A 14,154-nucleotide genomic window follows, 5' to 3' on the forward strand; every position below is an offset into this window, starting at 1 on the left:
TGCTACCCAGAGTGCGGGCGGTTGGCAAAGCGGTATGGTGTGCGCCACCAAAGCACAGGCCCCCGTGCGGGGGCCTGTGGCAGTGATTGAACAGGGAGCGCCGGTCAGAGCAGGATGCTGGTCAGGATAAAGCCCAGCGAGCAGGAGGTCACCACCCCGATCAGCCCCGGAATGATGAAGCTGTGGTTGATGATGAACTTGCCGATGCGGGTGGTACCGGATCGGTCGAAACCGATACAGGCCAGGTCGCTCGGGTAGGTCGGCAGCACGAAGTAGCCGTAGCTCGCCGGCAGGAAGGCGATCAGCAGTTTCGGCTCCACACCCAGTGCCAGACCCATGGGGGCGATGGCGGTGAGGGCCGCGGCCTGGCTGTTCACCAGCTTGGAGATAAGGAACAGCACCAGCGCGTAGGCCCAGGGCTGGGCCTGTACCACGTGGGCCAGGGTCTCTTTGAGCAGCGGCATGTGGGCCTGGAAGAAGGTTTCGCTCATCCAGGCAACCCCGAATACGGAGAAGATGGCGACCATGCCCGCCTTGAAGACGGCGCCGTTGGCGATCTCGCCCGGCTTGACCTTGCAGCGCATCAGGATGATGGCACCGGCGATCAGCATCATCATCTGGATCACCAGGTTCATGGAGAGCGGGCCAGTCTTGTCCTTGATGGTGAAGACGGGGCGCAGCGCCTCATCGGCACCCAGCAGCACCACGGCAGCGATGGCGGCGAAGAAGATCCAGGTAGACCAGTAGGCCTCTTTCGGGAATTTGGTGTTGAGCAGGGTCTCGCCACCACCGTAGATGAAGGCGCGCTGCTCCGGATCCTGGATCTTGGCCTGGAACTCCTCGTCCTTGTCCAGATCCTTGCCGCGACGCAGGCTCCACAGGGCCGCCACGATAACGCCGGTCAGGGAGGAGGGGATGGCGACCATCAGGATGTCGAGCAGACCATAGGCCTGACCGATACCGTGGCCAGCCGCCAGAATGGAGACCATGGAGACTACGGCAACCGATACCGGCGAGGCGCAGATCGCCATCTGGGAGGCAACGGAGGCGACAGCCATCGGGCGCTCGGGACGGATGTTCTTCTGCAGCGCGATGTCGGCGATGATGGGGAACATGGTGTAGACCACGTGGCCGGTACCGCACAGGAAGGTGAGGGTCCAGGTGGTGAGCGGTGCCAGGATAGTGATGTATTGCGGGTGACGGCGCAGCAGACGCTCGGCTACCTGCATCATCAGGTTGAGACCGCCGGCAGTCTGCAGGGTGGCGGCACAACCGATCACCGCCAGAATGGTCAGCATTACCTGCACCGGCGGTTCGCCCGGCACCAGACCGAAAACGAAGGTCAGCAGGAAGAGACCGATACCACTGATGAGACCAAGCCCCATGCCCCCAAAGCGGGTACCGAGCAGCAAGCAGCCGAGTACCACCAAAAATTCCATCAAGATCATTCCATTACCTCGTGTGATTCAACCCATGTTGCCGCGGGTAGCCTGAACCATGAATTGTCATTGTCTGTTTTTAATTAGCCCAAAAGGGTTAGTTATTATTTTGCTCCCCTGCAAAAGTGAAAAAATTGAGTTACTTCAATAACTCGATGAATTTTTGATTAAACCACTTAAAAACCACCTAATAACAAATCCATCATTTTTTCATCCGGTTGCCATCCCTTAAGCAGGGGCATCTTGCCCGATAGGGTGGTGCAAAAGCATGGAGGAAGGGAGACAAATGAAAACTGGTTGCGGATGGTTGGCAGGAGGACAAGAGGGGTAAAAAGGGGGCTCTTCGGATGTTTTTTTCGGCAGTGGCGGCCTTTTGCCGCTCATTCCGAAAGAGTCCTTATTTATCGGCCAGATAGCGGCGCTGGTACTCCTCGCTCAGTTTCTGGATATCGAGTCTGGCCAGCGCCTTGTCCACCCGCTGCTGCAATGCCTGCTGGTCGGGGCGGAACATGATGTGCAGGCTCTTGTGCTCGAGGATCTTCGGATTGAACTGGAGCTGCTCGGGATGGAGCTTGTCATCGTGGCGGATCAGCCAATAGAAGACATCCCGGTCGATGACGGCGAGGTCGAGCCGGTCGCGCTGCAGCTTGCGCAGGTTGAGGTGATCGCCATCCACGGCAAAGGTGTGGAGCTGCTGGCTCGCCATCATGGCGTCAAATTCCCGGGTGTTGACGTAACCCGCCACCACGCCGATCCGGTAGGGTACCAGATCCTCAAGCCGTTGCCAGGGGATGGGCTTGCCCGCCTTCTGCGCCAGACCCAGCACGCTGTCCCCCACGCTGGCGGAGATACGCCACTTGTCGCTCTGGTTGTCGGCTAGATACTCGGGGAAGTAGCCGATATAGCCGTGGGCCGGATCGGAGGCGAGCCACACCGTCCGCTGCCAGGAGAAAAAATCGAACTCCACCTCCAGCCCCGCCTCGGCAAAGACGCGCTTGACGATATGGCCGGTGAGGCCGCCATCGGGCAGGCTTTGGGTGGTAAACGGGGGCCACTCCAGCGTGGTCAGGCGGACGGTTTCGGCCATAAGCCGCAGGGGAGAGAGCAGTAACAGTAACAGAAGCAGACGATATCCCATGGGCTACAGATCCCTTGTGCCGATTGATCCTGAGTATCGCCATAAAGCGGGCAATAAAAAAGCCGACCCGAAGGTCGGCTTTTCAGATCTGTGCGACAGGTTGTCGTTATCAGAACTCGGCGGTACGCGGGGTACGCGGGAAGGGGATCACGTCGCGGACGTTGCCCATACCGGTCACGTAGACCACCAGACGTTCGAAGCCCAGACCGAAACCGGAGTGCGGTACGGTGCCGTAGCGACGCAGGTCGCGATACCACCAGTAATCTTCCTGCTTCAGGCCCATCTCGGCCAGGCGGGCATCCAGCACCTCCAGACGCTCTTCACGCTGGGAGCCACCGATGATCTCGCCGATCCCCGGAGCCAGTACGTCCATCGCGGCAACGGTCTTGCCGTCGTCGTTGAGGCGCATGTAGAAGGCCTTGATATCTTTCGGGTAGTTCTTCACGACTACCGGAGACTTGAAGTGCTCCTCGGCCAGATAGCGCTCGTGCTCGGAGGAGAGGTCGATACCCCAGGAGACCGGGAACTCGAACTTCTTGCCGCAGTTCTGCAGCACTTCGATGGCGTCGGTGTAGTCGATCTGGGCGAAGTCGGAGGAGACGAAACGCTCCAGACGACCGATGGCATCCTTGTCCACGTGCTGGGCAAAGAACTCCAGATCGTCGCGACGCTCGGTCAGTACGGCGTTGAAGACGTACTTCAGCATGGCTTCGGCCAGCGCGGCGTTATCTTCCAGATTGTTGAAGGCCACTTCCGGCTCCACCATCCAGAACTCGGCCAGGTGACGGCTGGTGTTGGAGTTTTCGGCGCGGAAGGTCGGGCCGAAGGTGTAGACCTTGGAGAGGGCACAGGCATAGGTTTCGGCGTTCAGCTGGCCGGATACGGTCAGGAAGGCCTCTTTGCCGAAGAAATCTTCGTTGTAGTCCACCTTGCCGGCGTCGGTGCGCGGCAGGTTTTCCATATCCAGGGTAGAGACGCGGAACATCTCGCCGGCACCTTCGGTGTCAGAGGCGGTGATGAGCGGGGTCGCTACCCAGACAAAACCCTCTTCGTGGAAGAAGCGGTGGATGGCCTGAGCCAGGCAGTGACGAACCCGGGTCACGGCGCCAACGATGTTGGTGCGCGGGCGCAGGTGAGCCTGTTCACGCAGATACTCGATGCTGTGGCGCTTGGCGGCCATCGGGTAGGTGTCCGGATCTTCGACCCAGCCGACAACCTTGACTTCGGTGGCCTGCAGTTCGAACGCCTGGCCGCTGCCCTGAGATTCGGTCACGACGCCAGTCACTTCCACGGAGCAAGCTGTGGTCAGACGCTGCACTTCATTCTCGTAATTGGCCAGGGTATTGGGGACGACGGCCTGTACCGGATGGAAACAGGAGCCATCGGAAATGGCCAAAAATGAGATCCCCGCCTTGGAATCACGGCGAGTCCGGATCCACCCTCGTACAGTCAGGGTGGTGCCAACCGCATGTTTACCGGTCAGCACATCAACTACGGATGCGTGCGTCATCGAAATATTGTCTCCAGCTTGTTCTTTGCAGCGCTATGGGTCTGGCCCGGGCAATCATTGGCCCATGATGGCAGACTAAGCCGTTAATCTTACCCGCGCGGGTTTGATAAACAAGCAAAAATGTCGGACCCTGGTGGGGTTTTCGGCATGGTTCACCCGATATGGGGTCGCGGGGCAGGAGAGGCGAGTGAAAGATCGGCGGAAGGGGCCCGATTGGCTGACACGGCTGTTGCAGGGGCTGGTACTGCTCTGCTGGGGTGGCTTTATCGTGCTGCTCTCTATTTATCACCACGCCCGTCCCGAACGAGCTTACGGTTTTCTGGTCTATGGCGGCGAGAGCGTGCGGGCCGGATGGGATCCGGTTTTTACCCCCTGGCTGCTGCACGGGCTTTGGGGTTGCTGTCTGCTCACCCTGGTGGCGCTATTTGTTGGCCGCAAGCGTCATCGCCGCCGGGAGGATGCCCGCCACGTCCATCTGGCGATCCTCCTGCTTATCCTTATCGCCAGCCTGCTCTTCTACTATCTCTAGTCTTCTGGTTGGCCCGTAGTACGGGTCTGTTCATGATCCCGCTTGCTGCAAACGGGACGCTTGCCAAGCTGGCGCTCCACGCTGTCGAGCATCTGGTTGTAGGCCAGCGCCAGCCGGCCAATCTCGTCACCATCGTCCCCCTCCAGCCGGTGGCCGAAGTCATGCATGTCGGTGGCTTCTTCCATCGAGCGGGTCAGCTGGTTGAGGGGGCGGACGATCCAGGTGCGGATGACCCAGAGGGTCAGCAGCAGCCCCAGCCCGAAGATGCCGGTGAGGATCAGCGCCGAGGTGAGGATATTCTGCTCGACCCGGGTAAAGAGGGAGTCGAGAGAGTAATCAAAACGGACGGCGCCGAGCACGGTATTCTCCGGCACCAGATGGCAGCTGGTGCAGTCTGTGCCGCGAAAATCCTTCTTGGCCAGCAGCGGACGGGTCACTACCAGCCGGCTGTGCATGCCGTTGTGCACCACCTCCAGGCTCCCTTTGCCCGCCAGCGCCAGCTGGTCATAGTCATCCTTGCCCTGCTCTGCTGGGCGCCCCGGCCCGAACTGTTTGCTTACCGCGTCGCCACGGACGATGCGGGCATCCTCCACATGAGCGTGCTCGAGAAACTTGGCGCGCAGGGTGTCGCGGGCATCCATCTTGCCGGTCAGCATCAGCATGTTGAGGCCGTCGAAGTAGGCTTCGGTCTGCTCCTGACTCTGCTCCTTGATGAGGCTCAGGATGAGATCGCGCTCGCGCACCGCCTGATAGGCGGCGGAGAAGACCAGTACCATAGAGAAGATGAAGAGCAGGAAAAAGTTGATTTTGGCAGCAATGGAGAGGCGCATGAGCAATCTTTCTTGATGGTAAAACCGCAGCAGTCTACCCCTCTTGGCGCCTCAGGTCTGGTGTTTTGCTCACATTCCGGCAAGTGAACGGGGTGTGAGGTGCATAAACTTGCCCTCTTTATATATCAAATGGGGATGCCACAGACGGGCGGCCGGTGAGGCCACCCGCGATGATGTTTAAAACTCGCCCTCGGCAATCGCCTGGCTGATGGCACCGGTCAACACCCGCAGCTCTTCGGGGGTGATAACGAAGGGGGGCATGAGGTAGACCAGCTTGCCAAAGGGGCGGATCCAGGCGCCCAGTTCGACAAACTTGCGCTGGATGCGCGCCACGTCCACCCGCTCCTTCATCTCCACCACCCCGATGGCGCCGAGCACCCGTACATCCGCGACCGCCGGGTTGAGGGTCAGCTCCACCAGCTCGGTACGCAGCTGGTGTTCGATGGCGCGCACCCGCTCCTGCCACGGCGAGGCGAGCAGCAACTCGATGGAGGCGTTGGCCACCGCGCAGGCAAGCGGATTGCCCATAAAGGTGGGACCGTGCATAAAGACGCCCGCCTTGCCGTCACAGATGGTGCGGGCGACATGCTCGGTGGTGAGGGTTGCCGAGAGGGTGAGGTAGCCGCCGGTGAGCGCCTTGCCCAGACACATGATGTCGGGAGTGATGCCGGCCCAGTCGCAGGCAAACAGCTGGCCGGTGCGGCCAAAGCCGGTGGCTATTTCGTCGGCGATGAGCAGCACGCCGAATTCGTCGCACAGGGCTCGTACCCACTGCAGGTAGCGGGGATGGTAGAAGCGCATGCCGCCAGCCCCTTGCACGATGGGCTCAAGCACGATGGCGGCGATCTCCTCGTGATGATCCGCCATGAGTGCGGCCAGCTCCACCACGCACTGCTCGTCCCACTCGGCGTGGAAGCGACAGCTGGGCGCTTGGACAAAATAGTGCTCGGGCAGGAATCCCTTGTAGAGCTCGTGCATGCCGCCATCCGGGTCGCAGACGCTCATGGCACCGAAGGTGTCGCCGTGATAGCCGCTGCGCAGGGCGACAAATTTGGCTCTGGGCGTCCCTTTGGCGTGCCAGTACTGCTGCGCCATCTTGAGCGCCACTTCCACTGCCACCGAGCCGGAATCGGCCAGAAAGACTCGATCCAGCCCCTTCGGAGTGATCTCCACCAGCTTGCGGCAGAGCTCGACCGCCGGGGCGTGGGTGAGGCCGCCAAACATCACGTGGGACATCTTGCCGAGCTGGGCGGTGGCGGCGGCGTCCAGTTCCGGCACCTGATAGCCGTGCACGCAAGCCCACCATGAGCTCATGCCATCCACCAGTTCACGGCCATCGCTGAGGCTGATCTTCACCCCCTTGGCGCTGGCCACTTCATAGCAGGGCAGGGGGTGAGTGAGAGAGGTGTAGGGGTGCCACACATGGTGCAGGTCAAATTCTTGGTTGGTCATTTGTTGTTCTGTTGTCAATTGGTTTGATCTGGTCGGTGTTGACAGTCTACGCGGGCTCTCTACACTAGCCAACAATTTCAGCCACTTGGCTCTGCGCAGATCACTATTCGCACGAGCTCGGCAGCGGGTTTTGCGCTCACGCTCTTGCAAAGACCTTTTGCAAGGATGGCGGGCGCAGGATCCCACCAATAACAACCGGAAGCCATGTATGAATGCTCTCACTACGGGCGGTCACGCCCTTCGTCATGACTGGACGCTCGCCGAGGTTCAGGCCCTGTTTGCCCTGCCATTCAACGATCTGCTGTTTCAGGCCCAGAGTGTCCACCGCGCCCACTTTGACCCGAACGAAGTGCAGGTGAGCACCTTGCTCTCCATCAAGACCGGTGCCTGCCCGGAGGATTGCAAATACTGCCCCCAGAGCGCCCGTTATCACACTGGCCTTGAGGCCGAACGGCTGATGGAGGTGGAGAAGGTGCTGGAGCGGGCCCGCGAAGCCAAGGCCAACGGCTCGTCCCGTTTCTGCATGGGGGCCGCCTGGCGTAACCCCAAAGAGAAGGACATGCCCTACATCATCCGGATGATCGAGGAGGTGCGCGGGCTCGGCATGGAGACCTGCATGACGCTCGGGATGCTCACCGCCGATCAGGCGGCGCGTCTGGGGGCTGCGGGGCTCGATTACTACAACCACAACCTCGACACCTCGCCGGAGTTTTACGGCGAGATCATCTCCACCCGTACCTATCAGGATCGGCTCGATACGCTGGAACATGTACGCAGTGCCGGCATGAAGGTCTGCTCCGGCGGCATCGTCGGCATGGGCGAGCAGGCGAAAGATCGGGCGGGCCTCTTGATGGCGCTCGCCAACCTGCCGCGCCACCCCGAAAGTGTGCCCATCAACATGCTGGTCAAGGTAAAGGGGACGCCGCTGGAGGATCAGGAGAACCTCGATCCGTTCGAATTTATCCGCACCATCGCCGTGGCGCGGATCATGATGCCAGCCTCCCATGTACGCCTCTCCGCCGGGCGAGAGAAGATGAACGAGCAGATGCAGGCCATGTGCTTTATGGCTGGGGCCAACTCCATCTTCTATGGCTGCAAGCTGCTGACCACCCCCAACCCGGACGAAAACAGCGATATGCAGCTGTTCAAGCGGCTCGGCATTCGTCCCGCCCAGCGGGCCCAGAAGCCGGATCAGGCCCAAGAAGAGGAGTTGCTGGCCGAGATGAGCCGCCAGAGCGAACCAAGCGATCTCTTTTATGACGCCACCCGCCCCCGAGCCGGGGCCGCGCAGCCATGAACGGCCCTGCAGTAACGGGCCCCTTTGGGTTGGGCGCGGCGCTGGTCGAGCGCGAGCAGGCCGGCCTGCTACGCAGCCGCGTCGTGACCGATGGCGCGAGTGGCGGACGGCTCAGGGTGGCGGGGCACGACTACCTCAACGTTTCCGCCAACGACTATCTGGGGCTGGCGGATCACTCTGCCATCAAGACCGCCTTCAAAGCGGGGATTGAGCGCTATGGCGCGGGCTCCGGCGCCTCGCCGCTGGTGACCGGGTACAGCCGTGCCCACCAAGAGCTTGAGGAGACCCTGGCCGAGTGGTTGGGGGTGGAGGCGGTGCTGCTCTTCAACTGCGGTTTTTCAGCCAATCAGGCGGTGCTCAAAGCGCTGCTTGGCAAGGAACACCTGCTGTGGCAGGACAAACTCAACCACGCCTCCCTGCAGGAGATGGGCAGCCAGCTCCCCTGCAAGATGAAGCGCTTTGCCCACAACGATATGGCGGCCCTTGAACGGCAGCTTGAGCCAAATCGCGGACTGATTGTTTCGGAAGGGGTGTTCAGCATGGATGGTGATCAGGCCCCCTGGGGTGAACTCGCGGCATTGGCAGCCCGGAGCGGCAACTGGCTGATGATCGACGATGCCCATGGTCTCGGCGTGCTGGGGCCCGAGGGGCGCGGCACGCTGGCGGCGCAGGGGGTGAACCCGGCCAGTGTACACATCCAGATGGGCACCTTTGGCAAGGCGCTTGGCGTCGCCGGTGCCTTTGTCGGCGGCAGCCGCGAGCTGGTGGAGTATCTGGTCAACTTTGCCCGCCACTATGTCTACAGCACCCATATGCCGGCGGCGCAGGCTTGTGCGGTCAGCAAGAGTATCGAATTGGTACGCGCCGCCGATGAGGCCCGCGCCCATCTTGGTAAGCTCATCGCCCGTTTCCGACAAGGGGCAGAGGCGTTGGGTTGGCAACTCGGGGTCAGCAGTACCCCCATCCAGCCGCTGCTGGTGGGGGAGAGCTCTGCTGCTTTGCAACTGGCCGAGCGACTGCGGGATCGCGGTGTCTGGGTTGGCGCCATCCGCCCGCCCACCGTGCCGGTCGGTACGGCCCGGCTGCGCATTACTCTGAGTGCAGCTCACCGCGAACAGGATGTGGATCGCCTGCTCGATGCCTTGGGTGCCAGCCCTGCTGCAACAACGGTTGGGGAGGCTTGCCATGGCTGAGCGTTTTCAAACGGTGGACAAGGCGCAGCTCGCTCGTCGTTTCGGGGCGGCGGCTCGTCACTACGACGCCCATGCCCGCTTTCAGCAGGAAGTGGGGCTGGCGCTGCTCGAGCTGATGAGCGCGGCCGGTGTACGTGAGGAGCGTCGGGGCTGCGGGCTCGATTTGGGCTGCGGCACCGGCTTCTTCCTGCCTCATCTTGCCACCCGCTGCGCCGGGCTGACCGGGCTGGATCTCGCCCCCGGCATGCTGGAGCAGGCGGCCCTGCGCGGCAGCGGCGCCCGACTGGTGTGCGGCGATGCCGAACAGCTCCCCTTTGCCGACAACGCTTTTGACTGGGTATTTTCCAGTCTGGCGCTGCAGTGGTGCGAGCGACCGGCGCAGGCTTTCGCCGAGCTGCTGCGGGTGGTCAAACCCGGTGGCCAGATCTTCTTCTCCACCCTGCTCGATGAATCGCTCTGGCAACTGCGCGCAGCCTGGCAGCAAGTAGATGGCCGAGCCCATGTCAACCGCTTCCTTGGCCTGCCACAATTGGAGCAGGCGTTGTTATCGGCGGGCGCCATTACCCCGGGGCTTGAGTGCAGAAACTGGGATCTTGCCTATCTTGAATTGCCGCAGTTGTTGCGCGATCTCAAGGGGATCGGGGCAAATCAGATCAATGATGAGTGTGCCCGCAGTGCACCGGCCGGACTGAGCGGTCGCGCCAGATTGCAGCGGCTGGCTCAGGCGTATGAAGCATTTCGTCAGCCCGATGGCCAGCTGGTGGCCAGTTACCGGGTCTGTCTGGGCCGGCTCGGCAAACCTTGCTGAACCAGCCAGAGTTATGAGGGGGAGGGGCGCGTTGGGCCCTCTCCTGCCAAGGAGAGAGCATTATGAAGTCATTCTTTATCACCGGCACCGACACGGACGCAGGCAAGACGCTGGTAGCGCGCACCCTGCTGCGGGAATTCAGCGCACAGGGAATCAAGTGTGCGGGTTACAAGCCGGTCTCGGCCGGATGTGCCCGCACGCCCGAGGGGCTGCGCAACCTCGATGCCGTCCTGTTGCAGGAGGCGGCGAGCCTGCCGCTGCCCTACGAGGCGGTCAACCCCTATGCCTACGAGCCGCCGATTGCGCCGCACATCGCGGCCAGCGAGGCGCGCCAGCCCATCAGTCTGCAGGGGCTGAGCGAGGGGTTGCGCAAGATTGAACAGGCGGGGGCCGAGCTTGCCATCGTCGAGGGGGCGGGGGGCTGGTATCTGCCGCTGGATCGCAAGCACCTGCTGTCAGACTGGGTGAAGCAGGAGAACATGCCGGTGATTCTGGTGGTGGGGGCCAAGCTTGGCTGCCTCAACCATGCGCTGCTCACCTTCGCCGCCATTCGCAACGATCAGCTGCCGGTCGCAGGTTGGGTTATTAATCGGCTGCACAGCTCGATGAGCCACTATCAGGAAAATCTGGACACCCTCAGGGGCTTGTTGCCAGCGCCGTTTCTGGGGGAAATTCCCTTTATAAACAATCCGTTTGAAGCTAACCTGCAGGGCCGCCTCGATATCTCGCCACTGCTGTGACGGCATATTCAGCGAACATTCATCGAATCTCCCTAAAATGCCATCCATAACATGGTGATAGGGAGGTTCAATGAACCCCGGCCATGTCCGTTATTCTCACAAGGAGTCAATATGAAGCGAATAATACTATTCCTGGTGACCAACCTGGCCGTCATGCTGGTGCTGGGGGTGGTACTCAATATCCTGTTCTCGGTTCTGGGTATCAACAAGTCCAGTATTTCCGGCCTGTTGGTCTTCTGTGCCGTGTTCGGTTTTGGCGGTTCCTTTATCTCCTTGCTGATGTCCAAGTGGATGGCCAAGCGCAGCTATGGCGTCCAGGTGATCGAGCAGCCCCGCAACGAGACCGAGCACTGGCTGGTGAGCACTGTGGCCCGTCAGGCCCGTGAAGCCGGGATCCAGATGCCGGAAGTGGGGATCTACGACTCTCCCGAGATGAACGCGTTTGCTACCGGTGCTCGCCGCGATGATTCGCTGGTGGCTGTCTCCTCCGGCCTGCTCTACAGCATGAGCCGCGACGAGGCGGAAGCGGTGCTGGCCCACGAGGTGAGCCACGTGGCCAACGGCGACATGGTGACCCTGACCCTGATCCAGGGTGTGGTGAACACCTTCGTGATGTTCTTCGCCCGCATCGTGGCTGGGGTCATCAGCAACTTTTTCAGCTCCAACAACGATGAAGAGAGCAGCAGCACCGGCGGTTTTGCCTACATGATCACCGTGTTCGTGCTGGAGATGGTGTTTGGCGTACTCGCCTCCATCATCGTCATGTGGTTCAGCCGTCAGCGTGAGTTCCGCGCCGATGCCGGTGCCGCCAAGCTGGCCGGTCGCGACAAGATGATTGCCGCCCTTGAGCGCCTCTCCCGCGGTGCCGAGCCGCAGCTGGAAGGCTCCATGATGGCCTTTGGCATCAACGGCAAGCGCTCCATGAGCGAGCTGTTCATGAGCCACCCGCCCATCGAGCAGCGGATCGCCGCCCTGCGCGGTTAATCTCGCCTGTTTTTACCAAGCAAAACGGCTGCCTCGGCAGCCGTTTTTTATTGTCCGCGCGTTATCGCGGCTCGATCACCTTATTTGATGACGAGGTTGGTCAGCGGCACTGCGCAGCAGGTGAGGATCTTGCCCTCGGCCCGCTCGGCGGCGCTGATGGCGGGGGCGTCGGGGTGATCCACCTCGCCAGATACCAGCGTCTGCTTGCAGCTGCCGCAGATGCCGGCGCGGCAGCTCCAGGGGAGATCTACCCCCTGCTTGCTGGCCTGATCGAGGATGGTGCCCTGATTGTTGCCGGCAAACTCCCGCTCACCGATGCGCAGTTGCACTGGCTGATGAGCGCGGGCAACCGAGAGAATGGCGCCGCCAAAGCTCTCCTGTCTGATGCGTGTGGCAGGTACGCCGCGCGCTGCCACTTTTGCCGCTGCATCGGCCATAAAACCGTGGGGGCCGCAGATAAACACCTCCCGTCCGGCCAACCCTTTGACCAGTGCGAGATGCTCATCGCCGAGCCGCCCTTGCTGCCCCTGCCAGTGACTGTCCGGCTGGCTCAGGATAATGGTGAGGGTCATCCCCTGCTGCGCCATGGCGTGCAGCTCGCTGGCTGCCGGAATATCCGCCTCGCTGCGGCACAGGTGCATAAAGTGGACATCGCCAAGCTCGCCGCGCAAGGCCAGAGTACGGGCCATCGCCAGCATGGGGGTGACGCCGGAGCCTGCCGAGAGCAGCAGAAGCGAGCGCTCGGCACCAAGGTGAAACTCGCCAGCCGGCACTGCGGCCAGCAGGGTGTTGCCCACCTGCATCTGCTGGTGCAGCCAGTGGGAGATGCGACCACCCCCTACCTTCTTGACGCTGATGCTGTAGCGCTCCGGCCGATCCGGCGTAGAGCTCAGGGTATAGCGGCGCTGAACCCGCTCGTGTTTGATATCGAGGCTGATGGGCAGATGCTGGCCCGGCAGGTAGTCGGGCAGTGGCTCGCCATCGGCCGCCTCGAACCAGAAGGTCTCCAGATCCCGCGCCAGCGGTTCGCGGGCCACGCAGATCAGCTCGCGCTTTTTCGGTGCGCCGTCAGGGTAGGGGGCAGGGCGCTTGCGCTCCAGTACCTCGATCTCGCTACCCGCTTCAATCCAGCCCTCGTTGAGGGCCACCAGGTTCTGGCCGAAGTAGACCTCGCCATCCTCGCCGCGGCGGTAACGGGTGAGGGTCGCCAGCGGCTCTTTGAGGGCATTGAAGCGATCGGTGCCCGCTTCCACTGTGGTCATAATGCAGCGGCTGCAGGGCTTGGCGACCTGAAACTCCACCTCGCCGATGCGGATGCGCACCCAGCTGTCCTCCTCGAAGGGGCGAGTGCCGCTCGCCACCAGATTGGTGCGAAACTGGCTCATCTGGTGCAGCGCATCGGAGCGCAGATTGAGATCCTCAAGGGAGGCCTGACTTATCAGCAGCAGGGGATAACCGTCGGCAAAGCTGACCCGGGTGCCGGTCTTCTCGCGAAAGCGGTCGGATTCTGTGCCGAGCCAAAGCAGCGCTACCGGTTCGCCAGCGACCCGGCTCAGCCAGCTGTCGGCGATGGGGGTGGTATGCAGGGCGGTGAAGCGGTCGCCCCAGACCCCTGTCGCTTGAGGGGCACGGCTGAAGTCGGACTCTTGCAGGGAGAGAGGCTCGAACCCCGGATAGTTCAGTTGCAGGCCGCCTGCAACTGGAGTTGCAACCACCTGCTGCAATTGGGGGTGGGTACGGGCGGTGATGAAGGTGCCATCAGGATTGACCACCATGTAGCGGCGATCCCCTGCGAGTCCCTCCTGAGTGACCCGGGCGCGTGTCTGAGGCATGCCGGCGGTCGATTTGATGGGGTAGAGGTGAATGCTGTCTAGCCTTGGCATCTTCGTATCCTTGTGAAGCGGCGCTTTCGCCTGGAAAAAGGGGAACATAACGGTTCCCACTGCGAGGGGCAATCTCTTTGCGGGGCGCAGAGATGCGGGTTCGATAGATGCAGTTTTTTTTGCAAAAAATCGCAGAGGGGCAACCGGGCTATCCGGTTTTTGCCCGCTTGGCCACAACCTTGGCGAGATAAGGAGTGGAGTCAAGCGGGAAAGATGTTATCCCGGTCACGTTCTGTTTAAAACCACCCATTAAATGCAACATTTTTTGATCCTGATTCGCTAATCAGTACAAAAAAGACGCCATTATCGACTCAGTTCCCAGTTTCTAACGCTTTCGCTTCTTCCTCATCC

12 protein-coding genes are annotated in these 14,154 nt (G+C 61.4%); 6 read left to right on the forward strand and 6 right to left on the reverse strand.

Annotation, left to right across the window (positions count from 1 at the left end):
• Window positions 1-104 precede the first annotated feature (104 nt).
• The 3 genes from WE862_RS11230 to asnS form a co-directional block, all read right to left on the reverse strand.
• Window positions 105-1,448: an anaerobic C4-dicarboxylate transporter gene (locus WE862_RS11230; protein ID WP_339058616.1), complete on the reverse strand. Its 1,344-nt coding sequence runs from the start codon at window positions 1,446-1,448 to the stop codon at window positions 105-107.
• Between the two features lie 388 nt (window positions 1,449-1,836).
• Window positions 1,837-2,577 (reverse strand): substrate-binding periplasmic protein, encoded by a 741-nt coding sequence (locus WE862_RS11235; protein WP_041208382.1) that lies wholly within the window; start codon window positions 2,575-2,577, stop codon window positions 1,837-1,839.
• A gap of 109 nt (window positions 2,578-2,686) precedes the next feature.
• Entirely contained in the window at window positions 2,687-4,087 is a 1,401-nt protein-coding gene (asnS, locus tag WE862_RS11240) for an asparagine--tRNA ligase (protein ID WP_042032530.1), read from the reverse strand.
• Window positions 4,088-4,274: 187 nt separating this feature from the next.
• Here asnS and WE862_RS11245 point away from each other — a divergent pair, with 187 nt between their 5' ends.
• A complete protein-coding gene (locus WE862_RS11245; RefSeq protein WP_042032531.1) occupies window positions 4,275-4,616 on the forward strand; it encodes a hypothetical protein in 342 nt (113 codons plus the stop codon).
• On the opposite strand, the gene WE862_RS11250 is transcribed toward WE862_RS11245, so the two are convergent.
• Both WE862_RS11250 and bioA read right to left on the reverse strand, forming a co-directional pair.
• A complete protein-coding gene (locus WE862_RS11250; RefSeq protein ID WP_042032532.1) occupies window positions 4,613-5,446 on the reverse strand; it encodes a HAMP domain-containing protein in 834 nt (277 codons plus the stop codon). The two genes, WE862_RS11245 and WE862_RS11250, sit on opposite strands and share 4 nt — an antisense overlap.
• Window positions 5,447-5,623: 177 nt before the next feature.
• Entirely contained in the window at window positions 5,624-6,898 is a 1,275-nt protein-coding gene (gene bioA / locus WE862_RS11255) for an adenosylmethionine--8-amino-7-oxononanoate transaminase (RefSeq protein WP_042032534.1), read from the reverse strand.
• A 208-nt stretch (window positions 6,899-7,106) separates the two neighbouring features.
• Between bioA and bioB the strand changes: the two genes are divergently transcribed.
• The 5 genes from bioB (at window position 7,107) to htpX (ending at window position 11,920) form a co-directional block, all read left to right on the forward strand.
• Complete coding sequence (gene bioB / locus WE862_RS11260; protein ID WP_339058617.1) at window positions 7,107-8,195, forward strand: biotin synthase BioB; 1,089 nt, start codon at window positions 7,107-7,109, stop codon at window positions 8,193-8,195.
• Window positions 8,192-9,388, forward strand: a complete 1,197-nt coding sequence (gene bioF / locus WE862_RS11265) for an 8-amino-7-oxononanoate synthase (RefSeq protein WP_042032538.1) — start codon at window positions 8,192-8,194, stop codon at window positions 9,386-9,388. The genes bioB and bioF overlap by 4 nt, the downstream gene beginning before the upstream one ends.
• A complete protein-coding gene (gene bioC, locus WE862_RS11270; protein ID WP_042032540.1) occupies window positions 9,381-10,196 on the forward strand; it encodes a malonyl-ACP O-methyltransferase BioC in 816 nt (271 codons plus the stop codon). Before bioF ends, bioC begins: the two co-directional genes overlap by 8 nt.
• Before the next feature lie 59 nt (window positions 10,197-10,255).
• Window positions 10,256-10,936 (forward strand): dethiobiotin synthase, encoded by a 681-nt coding sequence (bioD, locus tag WE862_RS11275; RefSeq protein ID WP_198493555.1) that lies wholly within the window; start codon window positions 10,256-10,258, stop codon window positions 10,934-10,936.
• A 111-nt stretch (window positions 10,937-11,047) separates the two neighbouring features.
• Window positions 11,048-11,920 carry a protease HtpX gene (gene htpX, locus WE862_RS11280; RefSeq protein WP_041208392.1) on the forward strand — a complete coding sequence of 291 codons (873 nt, stop codon included), beginning with the start codon at window positions 11,048-11,050 and terminating at the stop codon, window positions 11,918-11,920.
• Window positions 11,921-12,000: 80 nt separating this feature from the next.
• Here htpX and WE862_RS11285 read toward each other — a convergent pair whose 3' ends face one another.
• On the reverse strand, window positions 12,001-13,803 hold the full coding sequence (locus WE862_RS11285) for an MOSC N-terminal beta barrel domain-containing protein (RefSeq protein ID WP_042032401.1): 1,803 nt from the start codon (window positions 13,801-13,803) through the stop codon (window positions 12,001-12,003).
• Window positions 13,804-14,154 lie beyond the last annotated feature (351 nt).

It is taken from the genome of Aeromonas jandaei (assembly GCF_037890695.1).
Taxonomy (GTDB): domain Bacteria; phylum Pseudomonadota; class Gammaproteobacteria; order Enterobacterales; family Aeromonadaceae; genus Aeromonas; species Aeromonas jandaei.

Excerpts from the sequence above, each read along its gene's own strand:
- WE862_RS11230 (WP_339058616.1), bottom strand. The coding sequence starts at position 1,448 with ATGATCTTGATGGAATTTTTGGTGGTACTCGGCTGCTTGCTGCTCGGT.
- WE862_RS11235 (WP_041208382.1), bottom strand. The coding sequence starts at position 2,577 with ATGGGATATCGTCTGCTTCTGTTACTGTTACTGCTCTCTCCCCTGCGG.
- asnS (WP_042032530.1), bottom strand. The coding sequence starts at position 4,087 with ATGACGCACGCATCCGTAGTTGATGTGCTGACCGGTAAACATGCGGTT.
- WE862_RS11250 (WP_042032532.1), bottom strand. The coding sequence starts at position 5,446 with ATGCGCCTCTCCATTGCTGCCAAAATCAACTTTTTCCTGCTCTTCATC.
- bioA (WP_042032534.1), bottom strand. The coding sequence starts at position 6,898 with ATGACCAACCAAGAATTTGACCTGCACCATGTGTGGCACCCCTACACC.
- bioB (WP_339058617.1), top strand. The coding sequence starts at position 7,107 with ATGAATGCTCTCACTACGGGCGGTCACGCCCTTCGTCATGACTGGACG.
- bioF (WP_042032538.1), top strand. The coding sequence starts at position 8,192 with ATGAACGGCCCTGCAGTAACGGGCCCCTTTGGGTTGGGCGCGGCGCTG.
- bioC (WP_042032540.1), top strand. The coding sequence starts at position 9,381 with ATGGCTGAGCGTTTTCAAACGGTGGACAAGGCGCAGCTCGCTCGTCGT.
- htpX (WP_041208392.1), top strand. The coding sequence starts at position 11,048 with ATGAAGCGAATAATACTATTCCTGGTGACCAACCTGGCCGTCATGCTG.
- WE862_RS11285 (WP_042032401.1), bottom strand. The coding sequence starts at position 13,803 with ATGCCAAGGCTAGACAGCATTCACCTCTACCCCATCAAATCGACCGCC.